This window comes from Bartonella sp. HY406 (genome assembly GCF_025449315.1).
In the GTDB taxonomy this organism is placed as follows: Bacteria; Pseudomonadota; Alphaproteobacteria; order Rhizobiales; family Rhizobiaceae; genus HY038.
In genome coordinates this window covers 905,522-923,591 of record NZ_CP104893.1, presented here as the reverse complement: position 1 = coordinate 923,591, position 18,070 = coordinate 905,522, and the positions used below count along the sequence as shown (strand labels likewise).

The following is an 18,070-nucleotide window of genomic DNA, read 5'->3' as shown; positions in this document are numbered from 1 at the left end:
TTCAAAATCGAGTCTGCTGTGATGAGCGATCCGTCATCTCAATAAAAATCGGTTTTAAACAGGAATAATTTAGATCAGAAAAATCCTGCTTTGCCCGTTTTAAGCTGCAACAGCTAGATAAGACAGGCAAAGATCACGCCAGAAATCTGGCATGATCTTCATTTTCGGCATTTTATTCGGCCGCATCCGGCAGAGCATTTTGCGCAGCAATCAACTCACTGGTATTATCAAGCTCTACATCAAGGCCAAGTGAACGCATTTCCTTAACAAGCACGTTAAAGCTTTCAGGAATACCGGCTTCAAACGTATCATCACCACGGACAATCGCTTCATAAACCTTGGTACGACCAGCAACGTCATCGGACTTAACGGTGAGCATTTCCTGCAAGGTATAGGCGGCACCATAAGCTTCCAAAGCCCAGACCTCCATTTCACCAAAACGCTGACCACCAAACTGAGCTTTACCACCTAGCGGTTGCTGGGTAACAAGCGAGTAAGGTCCGATAGAACGAGCATGGATCTTATCATCAACCAAGTGGTGCAGTTTAAGCATATAAATATAGCCAACTGTTACCTGACGATCAAAAGATTCACCCGTACGACCATCATAAAGCGTAACCTGACCAGAGGTCGAAAGACCTGCTTGCTCAAGCGCATCATTGATGTCTGGCTCATGAGCACCATCAAAGACCGGTGTTGCAATGCAAACACCATGCTTCATTTGATCTGCAAGACGCACAACGCTGTCTTCATCATAATGACGCACTGGCTCATTACGGTCATTATCCGGAATGATTGCCTCAATACGATGACGCAATGGCGTTACATCGCCTGATTGCTTATAGAGTTCTAGCATTTCACCAATCTGCTTGCCCATACCGGCACAAGCCCAACCAAGGTGGGTTTCTAGAATCTGTCCAACATTCATACGACTTGGCACGCCAAGCGGATTAAGCACGATATCTACGTGAGTACCATCTTCCAAGAATGGCATATCTTCAACGGGAAGAATGCGTGATACCACACCCTTATTACCGTGACGACCAGCCATCTTATCACCTGGTTGGATTTTGCGCTTAACAGCCACAAAAACCTTAACCATTTTCATGACACCGGGCAGCATTTCATCGCCGCGCTGTACCTTCTCAACCTTATCCATAAAGCGCTGTTCAAGACGCTTTTTAGATTCGTCATATTGAGTGCGCATCGCTTCAAGTTCGCTTTGAAGTTTTTCATCTTCAACAGCAAATTGCCACCATTGCGAACGCGGATACTCGTTCATGATGTTGGCATCAAGGGTGGTACCCTTTTTGAAGCTCTTAGGACCAGCGATAGCAACACGACCGGTTAATAGATCAATAAGACGCGCATAAACGCTACGATCAAGAATTGATTGTTCGTCATCGCGGTCTTTTGCTAGACTTTCAATTTCTTCTCGTTCAATGGCCATTGCACGTTCATCTTTTTCAACGCCATGGCGGTTGAAAACGCGTACTTCCACAACAGTACCAAAGGTTCCTGGCGACATACGCATTGAAGTATCACGAACGTCTGAAGCTTTTTCACCGAAAATTGCACGAAGCAATTTTTCTTCCGGTGTCATCGGACTTTCACCCTTAGGCGTAATCTTACCAACAAGAATATCACCTGGCTGAACTTCGGCACCGATATAAACAATACCGGCTTCATCGAGATTCTTAAGCGCTTCTTCCGAAACATTTGGAATATCGCGAGTAATTTCTTCAGGTCCAAGCTTGGTATCACGAGCAGCGACTTCGAATTCTTCAATATGGATTGAAGTAAAGACGTCATCGGCAACAATACGCTCTGACAACAAAATCGAATCTTCGTAATTATAGCCATTCCAAGGCATAAACGCGACCAGCACGTTACGGCCAAGAGCCAAATCACCAAGATCAGTCGATGGACCATCAGCAATGATATCGCCTTTTTCAATGCGATCACCAACAGTTACCAATGGACGCTGATTGATGCAGGTCGATTGGTTGGAACGTTGGAACTTTTGCAAGCGATAAATATCAACGCCAGATTTGGTTGGGTCCAAGTCTTCCATCGCGCGAATAACCACACGAGTAGCATCTACTTGGTCAACAATACCTGTACGTTTGGCAACAATAGCCGCACCAGAATCACGGGCAACCACGGCTTCCATACCAGTACCAACAAAAGGCGCTTCAGAACGCACCAAAGGCACGGCCTGACGTTGCATGTTGGACCCCATCAAGGCGCGGTTTGCATCGTCGTTTTCCAAGAATGGAATAAGCGCCGCAGCAACGGAAACAAGCTGCTTTGGCGAAACGTCCATCAAATCAACATGGTCTTTAGGGGCCATGAGAACTTCGTTGGCGTGACGACAAACAACAAATTCTTCGGTAAAGCGACCTTCACCATCCAAAAGCGAATTAGCCTGAGCGATATAATGCTTAGACTCTTCCATTGCTGAAAGATAGATAACATCACTTGTTACCTTACCGTCGATAATTTTACGATATGGGCTTTCAATAAAGCCATATTTATTAACGCGGGCAAAAGTTGCAAGCGAATTGATAAGACCAATATTTGGACCTTCAGGTGTTTCAATCGGGCAAATACGACCATAATGGGTTGGATGCACGTCGCGTACTTCAAAGCCAGCACGCTCACGTGTTAAACCACCAGGCCCCAATGCCGACATACGACGCTTATGGGTAATTTCAGACAAAGGATTGGTCTGATCCATAAACTGTGAAAGCTGAGAAGAACCAAAGAATTCACGTACCGCAGCGGCAGCTGGTTTCGCATTGATCAAATCTTGCGGCATAACCGTATCGATTTCAACCGAAGACATACGCTCTTTAATAGCCCGCTCCATACGGAGCAAGCCGACGCGATATTGATTTTCCATCAACTCGCCGACGGAACGAACACGTCTATTGCCGAGATTGTCGATATCATCAATCTCACCGCGACCATCGCGCAATTCGACCAACATCTTCAATACTGCAACAATATCTTCTTTACGCAAAACGCGAATAGTATCAGGGCAGTCAAGCTCAAGACGCATATTCATCTTGACGCGACCAACGGCCGATAAATCATAACGCTCTGCATCAAAGAACAACGATTCAAACATTGCTTCGGCAGTATCTAATGTTGGCGGCTCACCAGGACGCATCACACGATAAATATCGAACAATGCTTCTTGACGGCTTTCGTTTTTATCTGCAGCCAAAGTATTGCGAATATAGGCACCAACATTAACATGATCAATATCAAGAATATTGATTTCGTCTTCACCGGTATCGAGAAGAATCTTTAAAGATTTTTCGTCCAGTTCATCGCCGGCTTCAAGGAAGATCTCACCAGTTGAATAATTAACAATATCTTCCGCAAGATAGGAACCTAAAAGATCGTCATTGGTTGCTTTAACGGCTTTAAGGCCATTTTCAACCAATTGCTTCGCAGCACGTGTTGTTAGCTTACGACCAGCTTCAGCAACAACTTCACCGGTATCAGCATCAATCAAATCTGCAACAAGCTTGACACCTTTAAAGCGTTCAACCGAAAACGGAATACGCCATTCTTCGCCATCACGAACATAATGTATCGTATTATAATAGGTAGAAAGGATTTCCTGCCCATCCATACCCAAAGCCATTAGCAAGCTAGTGACTGGCAATTTACGACGACGATCTATACGAGTGTAAATCACATCTTTGGCATCAAATTCAATATCGAGCCATGAACCACGATAAGGAATCACACGCGCGGCAAATAATAATTTGCCAGATGAATGGGATTTACCTTTATCATGGTCAAAAAACACACCGGGGGAGCGGTGCATCTGCGATACAATAACGCGCTCTGTACCATTAACGATAAATGTACCGTTATCAGTCATAAGCGGCATATCGCCCATATATACATCTTGCTCTTTAATATCCTTAATGGATTTAGAGCCAGTATCTTCATCAATATCAAACACGATTAAACGCAACGTCACTTTAAGTGGCGCAGCGTAAGTTAAATCACGTTGACGACATTCTTCAACATCGAACTTGGGGGCTTCAAATTCATAACGAACGAATTCGAGCATTGAAGCGCCCGCAAAATCCGTCATTGGAAATACTGATTTGAATACCGCCTGCAAGCCTTCATCCGGACGCCCACCTTTTGGCTCATCAACCATAAGGAACTGATCATATGATGACTTTTGAACCTCAATAAGGTTCGGCATCTCAGCTACTTCTGGGATTCTACCAAAAAATTTGCGTACGCGCTTACGACCGTTGAATGATAGGGTCTGAGCCATCGTCGCTCCTCGATCTTTGCTCCATTGGCGGCCACACCTTTGGAGCTGCTTCCATTGCACCACATCACCAAGATTGTAGTGCTATACCGATCGGCATTTTCACCCATTCAACCGGTAAAATATGCCCAGAATATAAATCCAAATTTAAGCAATACTACCGCCCAATTGATTTGGATCCTTTAACGGGTTAAACCCGTTTCCTGACAGCCACCGAACTGTCAGGAAAAGGGTTCGTTCCAACTTAAATTAAACCGGCGGGTTTCCCCGCCGGAATAAATATATTACTTAAGCTCAACCTTAGCGCCAGCTGCTTCAAGAGTAGCTTTAACTTTTTCAGCTTCGTCTTTAGAAACACCTTCTTTAACAGGCTTAGGAGCACCGTCAACGAGGTCTTTTGCTTCTTTAAGACCAAGACCGGTAAGACCGCGAACTTCCTTAATAACGTTAATTTTCTGTGCGCCGCCATCAACAAGAATTACGTCGAATTCCGTCTTTTCTTCTTCAGCAGCTGTTGTAGGACCAGCATTGTTTACAACTGCAACTGGAGCAGCAGCAGAAACGCCCCATTTTTCTTCAAGCATCTTTGAAAGCTCAGCAGCTTCCATAACAGTCAATGCTGAAAGTTCTTCAACGATCTTTGCGAGATCAGCCATATTATATTCCTAACTAATTAAAAGATTTGAACTATTGACAGCGAGAAACGGCCTTAAGCCGCCTCGTTCTTCCGAGCATATGCACCAACAACGCGAGCAAGTTGACCTGCAGGCGCCTGAGTGACCAATGCGATACGTGTAGCTGGGGTTGAAATCATACCAACCAACTTGCCACGAAGCTCGTCGAGTGAAGGCAAGGAAGCCAAAGACTTCACACCATCAGCATCGAGGGCAGTCGCACCCATTGCACCACCAAGAATAACCAATTTGGCATTCGTTTTAGCAAAATCTACAGCAACTTTTGGTGCTGTAATTGGATCAGCAGCATAAGCAATAACAGTTTGCCCGGTGAACAAACTAGCAATAGCTTCTGATTCAGTGCCCTGAAGAGCGATTTTGGCAAGGCGGTTTTTCGCGACTTTAACGGAACCACCTGCTGCGCGCATCTTCGTACGAAGATCATTAATCTGCGCAACAGTGAGACCGGAATAGTGGGCCACAACGACAGAACCGGACTCATTAAAGGTCCCATTGAGCCATGTGACAAATTCGCGTTTTTCCGCTTTTTCCACTGTCTCTCTCCAATTAACGGACTTGCACCTTTGCAAATCCATCGGGTTGCCTTTGCCACATGATAATCACGTGACTATCGAGGATCCTGTCCCCTTCTTCATGCATACACAATCAAAGGCAACTCTGGTTCAAACTTTCCAATTAGAAAAATCCATTAAAAAGCTCTACTAACCCAGTCTCATACAGGCTTCACAGATTAAGATATAAGAAAAATCTTACACCACCCGCAATCTCGGACAGGATGTTCCGGAAGATTTCCGGTATTTTGCTTCTAGCAAAAAAGACCTCCTGATTCTAAAAATCAGGCGATCAACATTTCGCATGTATAACTTTCACAACTAAATTGCAAGCATAAGGTTATAAATTCATTAAAATAATTACAATGAACCAATATGGACACCCTATGCAAACTATATAACGCCTTTAGTTAAAAAAGACATATTTATAAATATGACTTATGTCACACCAAGAAAATTTCAAGCTTGGGATTTTGTAAAGGGAACAAAATTCTATAAAAAAGCACCCGGGAACAACTAAGTCCCCGAGTGCATTTCTTAAAATAACGTAAATATTATTGAGCTGGACGAACCGAAGCTGGATCTACCTTTACACCAACACCCATGGTTGATGAAACAGCAACACGCTTCACATACTCACCCTTAGAACCTGCAGGCTTTGCTTTAATAACCGCATCAGCAAAAGCAAGAATGTTTTCAGCGATTTTTTGATCACCAAAAGATGCTTTACCAATACCAGCATGAACAATACCAGCTTTTTCAACACGGAATTCAACAGCGCCGCCCTTTGATGCTTTAACTGCACCAGCAACATCTGGAGTAACCGTACCAACTTTTGGATTTGGCATCATGCCGCGTGGTCCAAGCACCTTACCAAGACGGCCAACGAGTGGCATCATGTCAGGAGTTGCGATACAACGGTCAAAATCAATATTACCAGCATTAATTGCTTCATAAAGATCTTCTGCACCAACAATATCTGCGCCAGCAGCTTTTGCTTCTTCAGCCTTATCGCCACGAGCAAATACAGCAACGCGAACTGTACGGCCAGTACCATTTGGCAAGTTAACCACGCCGCGAACCATTTGGTCAGCATGGCGAGGATCAACACCAAGATTCATCGAAACTTCAATTGTTTCGTCGAATTTAGCAACTGCACGTTCGCGAACAAGAGCAATAGCTTCGTTAAGCGAAAAAAGCTTATCTGTATTTAAACCCTCACGGATTTTTTTCATTCTTTTTGAAATCTTGGCCATCTTATGAACCCACCACTTCAATACCCATTGAACGGGCGGAACCTTCAACCATACGCATCGCTGCTTCGATATCATTTGCATTGAGGTCTTTCATTTTGGCCTCAGCAATAACACGAACCTTATCGCGACTAATCGTACCTGCAGAAATCTTACCTGGCTCTTTTGAACCAGACTTCAAATTAGCTTCTTTCTTGATGAAATAGCTAACTGGAGGAGTTTTCAATACGAATGTGAAAGACTTATCTTGATAATAAGTAATCAAAACAGGAATAGGTGAACCCTTTTCCATATCCTGTGTAGACGCGTTAAACGCCTTACAGAATTCCATAATATTAATACCACGCTGACCAAGAGCTGGACCGATTGGCGGCGAAGGATTCGCCGAACCTGCTGGCACCTGCAACTTGAGCTGGCCTGCTACTTTTTTAGCCATACTACATCTGCCTTTATATAAAATTATCCGTATCTAACGGAACCAAAACCGAAATCATTCGGCACGCAGTTGGCGGTACAAAACAAAATGCCGGCTAAAGCATTTTCTTTCTTCCGCCCAAAACGCAAAAATTGCGTTTAAATTAAAACGCTCACGCGCTTTACCACCCTTTCGAGCGATTCTTCAATAGCCTTACTAAAACTTAAAGCTTTTCAACCTGATCATATTCAAGCTCGACAGGGGTTGCACGACCAAAAATCGACACCTCAACCTTCAAGCGCGAACGCTCTTCCTCAACTTCTTGAACAATACCATTAAACGAGGCGAAAGGACCATCAGAAACGCGAACCTGTTCACCCACCTCAAAGCGCAAGGCTGACTTTGGCTTTTCAACTCGTTCTTGAACCTGCGTCAAAATTTGATCAGCTTCACGATCTGAAATCGGAACAGGCCGTGAATCCGACCCTAAAAACCCAGTTACCCGAGGCGTATTTTTAATCAAATGAAAAAGATCATCAGTCAAATGCGCGCGAATAAGAACATAACCAGGAAAAAATTTGCGTTCTGACTCAACTTTGCGCCCACGACGAATTTCAACAATCTTTTCTGCGGGAACAGTAATATTCTCCACAAGATGCGTTAAGCCTTTAAGCTCCGCCTCTTTTTGAATTGCTTCGGCGACTTTTTTCTCAAAATTTGAATAAGCCTGAACAATATACCAACGCGCTGCAACAGCCATAGAACCTCACCATCAACCCATAAAAGACTTAATCAAATCACTAATGAAGCGCACACCTAGACTTACACCGTTTGACATTAGAAAATCAGCCAACAAAAAGAACAGTGAAGCCACAACAACCATCACCAAAACCATGACGGTAGAAATAACTGTCTCACGACGACTTGGCCAGGTCACTTTAGCAATTTCAGCCCGAACTTGCTTAAAAAAAGTGATAGGGTTTGTCTTAGATGCCATTTATAGCCCTACTCAATAAAAGAGACTTAGAAAAAACCAAATTAAATACGAATCGGTAAACCTAACAGCAAATTCAAAAAATATCTGCTATATAGATTTAAGACGCGAAAAGCCAAACAGCCTTACGCGCCCGAACATTGGCGATATAATAATTAAAACTTCAGAAATTGCAAGAAAAAAACGTAATTCATCGAAACTAAGCACAATTGCATTAATTTCTCTCCATGCAGACCGCACAAAGCAGACACCATTTTATTAGCGGAAATTATAAATTTTATTGCCATTAATTTTCAATACAAGATAAATCAAGTTATTTAATATCGATGCCATTGCAACATTACTACAGCTCCAAAACATATTGAAGACAATAAATCTAGCTCCACCTATTACTAAACCAACCAAACTCAAAGCAACAAGCCTAAACTATAAGCATTTCAAAATTGCTATCGACAACTAAAGAAAACAGTAACGAAAAGCCCAAACCTATTTTTACGTTTTTGATACAGCAATTATAGCCCAACTGGAATTTAGACATGCAGACCATTAATAAATATCTAACTGGAAAAAACTATTAGCAACACCTTAGAGATTGACCTCAAAGAAGAAACTACAAATTAGATAAAAAAAAGCCCAGACAAAATGTCTGGGCTTATCTGGCAGGGGCAGCAGGGTTCGAACCCGCGGCCTACGGTTTTGGAGACCGTCGCTCTACCAACTGAGCTATACCCCTATGATCACTAAATGATCCAACCTGTAAACTGTGTGGAGGTCAATAGCTTGATTCTCTCCACATAGCAAATGTTTTTTTAATTATTCAATGATTTTCGCTACAACGCCCGCACCAACGGTACGACCACCTTCACGAATAGCGAAGCGGAGCTTCTCTTCCATTGCGATTGGAACGATCAAAGCTACATTCACAGAAATATTATCACCAGGCATAACCATTTCTGTACCTTCAGGAAGCGTAACAATACCTGTCACGTCTGTCGTACGGAAATAGAACTGAGGACGATAATTTGTGAAGAATGGAGTATGGCGACCGCCTTCTTCCTTCGTCAAAATGTAAGCCTCAGCTTGGAATTTTGTATGAGGTGTTACTGAACCTGGCTTTGCCAAGATCTGACCACGCTCGATACCTTCACGATCAACACCGCGAAGCAACGCACCAATGTTATCGCCAGCCAAACCTTGATCAAGAAGCTTGCGGAACATTTCAACGCCAGTAACAGTGGTTTTTGAAGTTGGACGAATACCAATGATTTCAACTTCTTCACCAACCTTAACAATACCACGCTCAACACGGCCAGTTACAACAGTACCACGACCTGAAATTGAGAACACGTCTTCAATTGGCATCAAGAAAGGCTGATCAATTGGACGCTCTGGAGTTGGAATATAAGCATCAACTTCGCTCATGAGAAGACGGATTGCATCTTCACCAATGGTCTTGTTGCTGTCTTCAAGTGCTGCAAGAGCTGAACCCTTAACGATAGGAATTTCATCGCCTGGGAAATCATATTTTGAAAGAAGCTCGCGAACTTCCAATTCAACAAGCTCAAGAAGCTCTTCATCATCAACCTGATCAACCTTATTAAGGAAAACCACGATTGCAGGAACACCAACCTGACGAGCAAGAAGAATGTGCTCGCGGGTCTGTGGCATTGGACCATCTGCTGCAGAAACAACAAGAATAGCACCATCCATCTGAGCCGCACCGGTGATCATGTTCTTAACATAGTCAGCGTGGCCTGGGCAATCAACGTGAGCATAGTGACGGTTTTCTGTCTCATACTCTACGTGTGCAGTTGAAATGGTGATACCGCGTGCCTTTTCTTCAGGTGCAGCATCGATTTGGTCATAAGCGCGAAACTCACCAAAATACTTGGTGATCGCAGCTGTCAAACTGGTTTTACCATGGTCAACGTGACCAATTGTGCCGATATTAACATGCGGCTTATTACGTTCAAATTTGCTCTTAGCCATCGCCGTCGATCTCTCAATCTCGTTAGCACCCACTAGTGGGTGAACTTTCAAACACTACCAAACCATGATATAAGTTCGGCCATCTGATTATTCAATAGCTTAACCTAAAGGGTAAAAGCGATTGAACTATGATGGATTTATCCTGCCAAAGCACGTAAGTCCACCAATAATGCCAACCTATATACATATTAATTTTCAATTGACAAGAAAAAATCTTAAGTCCTATAGCTCGCTTTACTTCAACATATTTGCGCTAAAATGAATTAGAAACCTACCTACAATTGCACCATCGCAAAAAAGTTAATTAAAACATAAACTTAAACAGACTACCCCCGTAATATGCAATTTGTACTAATTTAGCAAAAATTTAGATTATTTTAATTGCCATTCATGCCGCGATAAATATTCACACCAAGATCCCGTATTTTCTTGCGCAAAGTATTGCGGTTAAGCCCCAATAATTCAGCTGCTTTAATCTGATTACCGCGCGTTGCAGTGAGGCAAGCCAAAATTAATGGATATTCCATTTCGGCCAATACGCGGTGGTAAACACCTTCCGGTGGCAAATCATTACCAAAAGAGGCAAAATAGCGTTGCATATTAAATTCGACAGCTTGGGCAATTGATATTGTTTCAAGCACAGCGCTATCTGCGCCAACCATAGCATCTTTTTGGCGATCAGGCTTTATCTCCGCTTCGATCACATCGGCATTGATAGCTTCTTGGGGGTATAAAGCGGCTAAACGGCGCACCAAATTTTCAAGCTCTCTTACATTGCCCGGCCAGCTATAACTGCGCATAAGGTCCAATCCCTCGCTGGTGATATACTTAACCGGCAGACCATCTTCAGCCGCATTTTTGAAAAAATGCCGCACAAGATCGGGAATATCTTCCGCCCGCTCACGAAGGGCAGGCAAACGCAAGGGAACAACATTCAAGCGATAATAAAGATCTTCGCGAAATAGCCCTTGATTAATTAACAAACGCAAATCCTTATTGGTAGCAGCGACAATGCGCACATCGGTTTTAATTGGCGTACGACCACCAACTGTCATATATTCGCCTTGCTGTAAAACACGTAAAAGACGAGTTTGCGCATCCATTGGCATATCACCAATTTCGTCCAAAAAAAGCGTTCCGCCATCAGCTTGTTCAAACCGACCGCTTGAACGGGTTTGCGCACCCGTAAATGCGCCTTTCTCATGGCCAAAAAGTTCAGATTCAATCAGATCTTTTGGAATTGCCGCCATATTGATTGCAACAAATGGACCTTTTTTGCGGCGACCATATTCGTGCAAAGCACGCGCAACTAATTCCTTACCGGTGCCAGATTCACCAGTAATCATAATGGTAAGATCTGTCTGCATCATACGCGCAAGGATGCGATAAATATCTTGCATGGCTGGTGAACGCCCAACCAATGGCATAGTATCGCCCACATCATCATTTTTTGCAGCATCAGCTTGTTTTTTTGGCTCTGCCATAGCGCGGCCAACAATTGCAATAAGTTCGCTTAAGTCAAAAGGCTTGGGTAGATAATCATAAGCCCCTGCTTCTGATGCTTTTATAGCCGTCATAAAGGTATTTTGGGCACTCATAACAATAATTGGCATATCGGGGCGGATTTTTTTGATACGCGGTAAAAAATCAAAGGCATTTTCATCAGGCATAACAACATCAGTGACAACAAGATCGCCCTCTCCTGCGGCAATCCACCGCCAAAGGGTTGCAGCATTGGGGCTTACTTTTACATCATATCCAGCACGTGATAAGGCCTGATTTAATACGGTACGAATAGCTGCATCATCATCAGCGACTAGAATTGTTCCCTTACTCATATCCCAACCTCCAGCTTAACACCTTGCGCATCTTCAACCTCTACATCTTGAATTTGCGCGTCTTGCGGTCGCCACATTGGCATTAAAATGCGAAACACCGTGCGCCCAACTTCTGAATCACATTCAATTACCCCGCCATGATCATTAACCACCTTAGCAACCAGAGCAAGACCAAGGCCGGAGCCATTCACCTTACTGGTAATAAAAGGATCAAAAAGATGCGGCATAATATCTTCAGATACACCAGAACCATTATCTTCCACACAAAATTCCATCGGTAAAGCAATCTTATGTCCCTGCACTTTTAAACGAATACCAGTACGATAGGCTGTGGAAAGTGTAATTACGCCATCTTCACGTCCTTGCAATGCTTCCGCAGCATTTTTGACCAAATTTAAAAAAATCTGGATAAGTTGATCACGATTAGCAAAGACCGGCGGCAAGGATGGGTCATAATGCTCAACAATTTGGATATTGCGCGCAAAGCCACTTTTAGCAATGGCTTTTACATGACTTAAAACAAGATGAATATTGACCGGAAAACGCTCAATGGGGCGATCATCGGAAAATACCTCCATACGATCAACCAGCGCGACAATACGGTCTGTTTCGTCTTGGATCAAACGGGCGAGCGAGCGATCCTCATCGCCCACCACCGCTTCTAGCAATTGAGCGGCCCCACGAATACCTGATAATGGATTTTTAATTTCATGAGCAAGCATTGATGCAAGACTGGTGACAGAACGCGCAGCGCCGCGGTGGGTCATTTGCTTATCAAGTTTTTCGGCTCGCGATTTTTCTTGAAATAGAATAACCACAGCCCCTTGCGGCTCAAATACGGGATGCACAAATACGTCAACCAATTTATCGCGCCCAAGCTTGGGCGAAGAAATATCAACCCGATATTCAGTAATTGGAATTTTGGTTTGCCGCACCTGATCAACCAAGGTTAAAAGTGGACTACCAAAAGGTAAGAATTGCGCCAGACGACTTTTAGCTAAAGTGCTTGCACTTGTTTTTAAAAACTGCTCTGCATCGTTATTGGCATAGCAAATCAAACCGTCACTGGCGACCATTACTACAGGATGAGAAACGGCATCCAAGACCAAAGCAGCAAGATTATCTTTTTGGGGAAAATTTTGTGCCCCATAATTTGAATTATCCATCACGCCACCCTTTGCTTATTGTCATTTCTATCTATACGAGCACGTCCTAAAATATCCGCAAGTAGAATAGTTGCTTTTTCTGGCTCAAGTTCGGTGACTAACGCCATACGCTCATCGGCACTATAAAGCCCTGCACTATGGCGCGATATATACCAATCAAGATGTTTACGGGCATGACGTTTACCTGCAAAAACTCCATAATAGGATAGCATATCTTCATAATGGCTGATTGCATAAGCAGCAATATCATCAGGCATAAAACCATCAACCATAAGTCCAGCAAGCCAAGGCTGCCCATAACAAGCACGCCCCACCATGATAGCGTCAGCCCCTGAAATCTCCATGAGCTTCAACGCATCTTCTGCGCACGTAACATCACCATTAGCAACCAGTGGTATCTTTATGCGCTCACGCACCTTTTTAATTGCCTGCCAATCGGCATTACCTTTATAAAATTGCATTCTGGTGCGCCCATGAACGCTCACCATTGCAACGCCCACATTTTCGCAGCGTTGGGCAATTTCGGGCGCATTAATACTATCATCATCCCAACCAAGGCGCATTTTAACCGTCACCGGTACATCAACCGCACTAATAACCGCCTCAACAAGCTGCAAGGCAAAATCAGGTTCTCGCATTAAAGCTGAGCCGCAATAGCCACCTGTCACTTTTTTAGCAGGACAGCCAAAATTAATATCAATAATGTCGGCGCCTTCATTTTGGGCAATGCGAGCAGCCTCTGCCATGAGATAAGGATCACGGCCGGCTAATTGCACAACATGTTGATCAATACCATCTGATGATAACCGCAAATGACTTTCTTTGCGTGCGCTAACCAATTCACCACTTGCAACCATTTCAGATACAACTAGACCCGCGCCCGCTTGCCAAGCCCGCAACCGAAAAGGTAAATCAGACACACCCGACATCGGCGCAACCAAAACACGATTGCGAATGGTCACATCACCAACAGTGAAAGGGGTATTTAGTAGCGACACTAGCAAGCTCCTAATTTTTACAAGCCTAAGTTTTAACCATTTTTTTCAAAAGATCAATAAAGAGGCAAAAAATCACCTCAATTAAATTAAATATGCTCTAATAACACCATACAACATGCCGATTTTCTGTGCAAAGCCACATAAAACTTTCAACAAAAAAGCCAATAGTGCAAATACTAAGCCCAAGCTTTTGATCGCTATAATCATAATTTAAAAATCAATTTTACGAATTTTAGTACGATATAGGGTTCGGATTAGTTGATAAAAATGTAGTGAATTGATTATCAATGGGTAAAAGTTTAGCATCTTGACATTGTCAATAAAAATGCAACAATTTGTCGATATTAAGCTATCTTCTGGCTTAATTACTTTCATCTATATTCATAACTGTTAAAAGTTCAACTAAACCAACATCAAGGAATATGATCATGAAACTATATTTTTCCCCGTTCGCTTGTTCCCTATCTCCCCATATTGTAGCCAGTGAATTGGGTATTAAGCTTGATTTGGTCAAAGTTGATTTAGCAAGCAAAGCAACTTCCGATGGTCGCAATTACATCGACATCAATCCCAAAGGTTATGTGCCAGCATTGGAATTGGATGATGGGCGCATTATTACTGAAGGCCCAGCGATTACTCAATATTTAAATGATAATAGCCAAGCTAAAAACCTTGCCCCTGCATGTGGAACATTTGAGCGTGCAAAAGTGCAAGAATGGCTCAACTTCATCGGCACGGAATTGCATAAAGGCTTTGGCCCACTTTTTTACCCAGCTACGCCAGAAGAATACAAAAAGCAATCATTTGAAAAAATTCAAACTCGTTTAAAAACCGTTGAAATCGAGTTAGAAAAAGCACCATATTTAGCCAATAATACTTTTTCTCTTGCTGATATTTATCTTTTTGTCGTTTTAAATTGGGCACCACATTTGGGGCTAGATCTATCGGTTTTCCCTGCAATCCAAGCATTTCATCAGCGTATTGGCCAACGTCCAGCGGTAATTGAAGCAATCGCTGCCGAACAAAAATTTCAATAATCCTCACATATAATAAATTATTCGTATTATTCGTCTTTCACGTTATAATGGCCAGATAGCAGATATTAATTGGTTATCTGGCTTTTTATATATAGAGGGGTGAGTCATGCATAAAAAGTTTTTTCAAGACATTTTTAACATAGCCGTTGCTGCAGCAGATCCATATCTTGCTTTAAAAAAATATTTGCCTAAAAAACCACAAGGCAGAACAATTATTATTGGCGCTGGTAAAGGCGTTGCGCAAATGGCTGCCGCTCTTGAAAAACTTTGGCACGAAGCCGGCAATGGCGAAGTTGAGGGTTTAGTTGTTACCCGCTATGGTTATGCGACCCCATGCAACAATATTACCGTAGTTGAATCATCACACCCCGTGCCGGACGAAAATGGTCTTATTGCCGCCCAAAAACTGCTAGAAAGCGTCAACAATCTAAGTGAAGATGATCTTGTCATTGCCCTTATTTGTGGTGGGGGTTCAGCTCTGCTACCCTTACCGCCGCTAGGCATGTCACTTAATGATGATATTTTACTCAACAAAGCTTTACTGGCAAGCGGCGCACCGATTGACGTCATGAATGCCATACGCAAACATTTTTCCCAGATTAAGGGCGGACGGCTTGCCAAAGCTGCCTCTCCTGCCAAGGTGGTTTCGCTAATTGTTTCAGATATTCCAGGAGATGAACCGTCTTTTGTTTCATCAGGGCCAACTGTCGCAAATCATATTAGCAAAGAGCAGGCACGCGCCTATATTTCTCAATATAAAATAGCATTGCCAGACCATATCATCGCCTATTTTGCCAATGATGATGAAGACGCGCCCCTCCCCAATGATCCTGCATTTCAACGCAATGAAGTCCATGTTATTGCCTCGGCGCGTCAATCACTGCTTGCTGCCAAGCAATTTTGTGAAAATGCTGGTTTTAGCAGCTATATCCTATCAGATGCGATTGAAGGAGAAGCGCGCGAAATTGCCAAAATGCATGGCGCCATCGCTAAAGAAATCGCTCTATTCAATCAACCGTTTCAAAAGCCGGCAATATTATTATCTGGCGGTGAAACAACTGTAACCATTAGCCAAAGTGATATTGAGGCAGGTGCAAAAGGCGGCCGCAATAGCGAATTTTTGCTGTCACTTGCTTTAACCATAAAAGACATTGAGGGAATTTATGGTTTTGCAGCAGATACTGATGGTATTGATGGCTCAGAAAATAATGCTGGTGCTTTTTGCGATTTTAACACCATTGCAGCCATGCAAAAAGCTGGCATTGATGGTGCAAAATTCCTTGCACAGCATAATGCATGGTCAGCATTTAACGCAATTGACAATTTATTTGTCCCCGGCCCAACTGGTACCAATGTCAATGATTTACGAATTATCTTAATTAAATAGTAGTGCAAGGAACAACAAACATCACGCGCCACCAAAAGGCGCATGATGTTTTTATCTTAAACGACTATAATTTTTCTAACAAATCTTGGGTTGGCCAAGCATCAGCTGGCATATTTAGGCGCAATTGCTCGGCTCTTACAGCATCACGAGTTAAAGCACCGTAAACACCATCAATCTTGCCAATTTCATGGCCACGTGCCAATAATTTTTCTTGCAATGCCTTCATATCATCCGTTGATAGGCCCGCATCGGGATTGCCAAGATCGAAACTTGGCGCACCGTTCAATCGTGCAGCAAAATAAGCGACTGTTGTGGCATAGACGATGGATTTATTCCATTCAACAAAAACATCAAAATTATCATAGGAAAGGAAGGCTGGTCCTTTGCGCCCCATTGGCAACACCAATGATGCATCACCATCATCTGCACCGAGAGGTCCTTTTAAACCAGAAATACCCCAATCTGCCCATTGCGAATGGGGTTTGCGATTTTGGCGGGTTGCTTCTTGCCAAGGCACATTTTGTCCAGTAACCCGCACCTCTTCAAGCCAAGGCTGACCACGTTTCCAACCAAGTTCACTAATCATTCGCGCTGCAGTCATAATAGCGTCAGCAGTGCTGTTTCGTAAATCTACCTTGCCATCGCCATCACCATCAACACCGCGCTCAAGATAATCTTTCGGCAAAAGTTGCATCTGGCCGATTTCACCTGCCCAAGCACCTTGAGTTTTTGAATCGACAACTCCGGTATCAAAAAGCTTAAGTAAAGCAATAACTTGTGGACGGAATAAATCAGGACGACGGCAATCATGAGCCAATGTCACTAAGGAATTTAAAGTATTAAAATTGCCCTGCACTGCACCAAAATCGGTTTCCAACCCCCAAAACGCTGCAATTACTGGACCGGGAACACCATAAGTTTCTTCCGCCTTATCAAAAATTGCTTTATATTTTACAAGGTTTTCGCGCCCTTTTTGTAGGCGATTATCGGAAATAACCCGCTTGGAAAAATCTGCAAAGGTAAGATTGAAAATAGCTTGTGAGCGATCGCGCCCCAATACTTTTTCATCAATTTGTGCATCATATAATTCTTGGATAGAATGGTCACTCACCCCTTGTGCCTTAGCCTCTTTAGCAACACCATCGAGCCAGTCTTTTAAATTACCGCCACAGGTTGAACTTTGTGCCGCATTTGCAGCTTGCTCAGGAGTATTTTGAGCATTTGCATTTTGAATGAAACTAAAGCCCATCATAGCTGATAAAGCAATCAAAGATATCTTATTAAAAAGCATTTTTATCCTATTGGCTCTTTTACCAAGCCTCATCAAACACTGCGACTAAAGTCGGCGATTATAATAATTTTTTCAAAACAGTACTTAAACTATTTAGCCTAATCATAGCCAAAATAAAATAGAACTTTATCTAAGGAAATAAAAAAT

General features: G+C 43.0%; 15 protein-coding genes and 1 tRNA gene. 3 read left to right on the top strand and 13 right to left on the bottom strand.

Annotation, left to right across the window (positions count from 1 at the left end; all coding sequences use genetic code 11):
* Positions 1–172: 172 nt before the first annotated feature.
* Entirely contained in the window at positions 173–4,312 is a 4,140-nt protein-coding gene (rpoB, locus tag N6B01_RS03880; protein ID WP_262080013.1) for a DNA-directed RNA polymerase subunit beta, read from the bottom strand.
* Here rpoB and N6B01_RS03875 point away from each other — a divergent pair.
* Positions 4,294–4,503 carry a hypothetical protein gene (locus N6B01_RS03875; RefSeq protein ID WP_262080012.1) on the top strand — a complete coding sequence of 70 codons (210 nt, stop codon included), beginning with the start codon at positions 4,294–4,296 and terminating at the stop codon, positions 4,501–4,503. The genes rpoB and N6B01_RS03875 overlap by 19 nt on opposite strands.
* A gap of 90 nt (positions 4,504–4,593) precedes the next feature.
* Here N6B01_RS03875 and rplL read toward each other — a convergent pair whose 3' ends face one another.
* From rplL to dusB, 11 genes are all read right to left on the bottom strand, one after another.
* On the bottom strand, positions 4,594–4,965 hold the full coding sequence (gene rplL / locus N6B01_RS03870) for a 50S ribosomal protein L7/L12 (protein ID WP_262080010.1): 372 nt from the start codon (positions 4,963–4,965) through the stop codon (positions 4,594–4,596).
* Between the two features lie 53 nt (positions 4,966–5,018).
* Complete coding sequence (gene rplJ / locus N6B01_RS03865; RefSeq protein WP_182419630.1) at positions 5,019–5,537, bottom strand: 50S ribosomal protein L10; 519 nt, start codon at positions 5,535–5,537, stop codon at positions 5,019–5,021.
* A 572-nt stretch (positions 5,538–6,109) separates the two neighbouring features.
* A complete protein-coding gene (gene rplA / locus N6B01_RS03860) occupies positions 6,110–6,811 on the bottom strand; it encodes a 50S ribosomal protein L1 (protein ID WP_262080009.1) in 702 nt (233 codons plus the stop codon).
* A gap of 1 nt (position 6,812) precedes the next feature.
* Positions 6,813–7,244: a 50S ribosomal protein L11 gene (gene rplK, locus N6B01_RS03855; protein ID WP_182419003.1), complete on the bottom strand. Its 432-nt coding sequence runs from the start codon at positions 7,242–7,244 to the stop codon at positions 6,813–6,815.
* Between the two features lie 202 nt (positions 7,245–7,446).
* Positions 7,447–7,983: a transcription termination/antitermination protein NusG gene (nusG, locus tag N6B01_RS03850; protein WP_182419002.1), complete on the bottom strand. Its 537-nt coding sequence runs from the start codon at positions 7,981–7,983 to the stop codon at positions 7,447–7,449.
* Between the two features lie 12 nt (positions 7,984–7,995).
* A complete protein-coding gene (gene secE, locus N6B01_RS03845; protein WP_182419001.1) occupies positions 7,996–8,220 on the bottom strand; it encodes a preprotein translocase subunit SecE in 225 nt (74 codons plus the stop codon).
* 654 nt (positions 8,221–8,874) lie between these two features.
* A tRNA-Trp gene (locus N6B01_RS03840) sits at positions 8,875–8,950 on the bottom strand.
* An 80-nt stretch (positions 8,951–9,030) separates the two neighbouring features.
* A complete protein-coding gene (gene tuf, locus N6B01_RS03835; RefSeq protein ID WP_182419000.1) occupies positions 9,031–10,206 on the bottom strand; it encodes an elongation factor Tu in 1,176 nt (391 codons plus the stop codon).
* A 377-nt stretch (positions 10,207–10,583) separates the two neighbouring features.
* Positions 10,584–12,044: a nitrogen regulation protein NR(I) gene (gene ntrC / locus N6B01_RS03830; protein ID WP_262080008.1), complete on the bottom strand. Its 1,461-nt coding sequence runs from the start codon at positions 12,042–12,044 to the stop codon at positions 10,584–10,586.
* Positions 12,041–13,210, bottom strand: a complete 1,170-nt coding sequence (locus tag N6B01_RS03825) for a two-component system sensor histidine kinase NtrB (protein WP_262080007.1) — start codon at positions 13,208–13,210, stop codon at positions 12,041–12,043. The genes ntrC and N6B01_RS03825 overlap by 4 nt, the downstream gene beginning before the upstream one ends.
* On the bottom strand, positions 13,210–14,214 hold the full coding sequence (gene dusB / locus N6B01_RS03820; RefSeq protein WP_262080006.1) for a tRNA dihydrouridine synthase DusB: 1,005 nt from the start codon (positions 14,212–14,214) through the stop codon (positions 13,210–13,212). The genes N6B01_RS03825 and dusB overlap by 1 nt, the downstream gene beginning before the upstream one ends.
* A 422-nt stretch (positions 14,215–14,636) precedes the next feature.
* On the opposite strand from dusB, the gene gstA reads away from it, so the two are divergent.
* Together gstA and N6B01_RS03810 are read left to right on the top strand one after the other, a co-directional pair.
* On the top strand, positions 14,637–15,245 hold the full coding sequence (gene gstA, locus N6B01_RS03815; protein ID WP_262080005.1) for a glutathione transferase GstA: 609 nt from the start codon (positions 14,637–14,639) through the stop codon (positions 15,243–15,245).
* A gap of 106 nt (positions 15,246–15,351) precedes the next feature.
* Positions 15,352–16,632: a glycerate kinase type-2 family protein gene (locus tag N6B01_RS03810; RefSeq protein WP_262080004.1), complete on the top strand. Its 1,281-nt coding sequence runs from the start codon at positions 15,352–15,354 to the stop codon at positions 16,630–16,632.
* A 64-nt stretch (positions 16,633–16,696) separates the two neighbouring features.
* Here N6B01_RS03810 and N6B01_RS03805 read toward each other — a convergent pair whose 3' ends face one another.
* Positions 16,697–17,923 (bottom strand): lytic murein transglycosylase, encoded by a 1,227-nt coding sequence (locus N6B01_RS03805; RefSeq protein ID WP_262080003.1) that lies wholly within the window; start codon positions 17,921–17,923, stop codon positions 16,697–16,699.
* Positions 17,924–18,070: the final 147 nt, after the last annotated feature.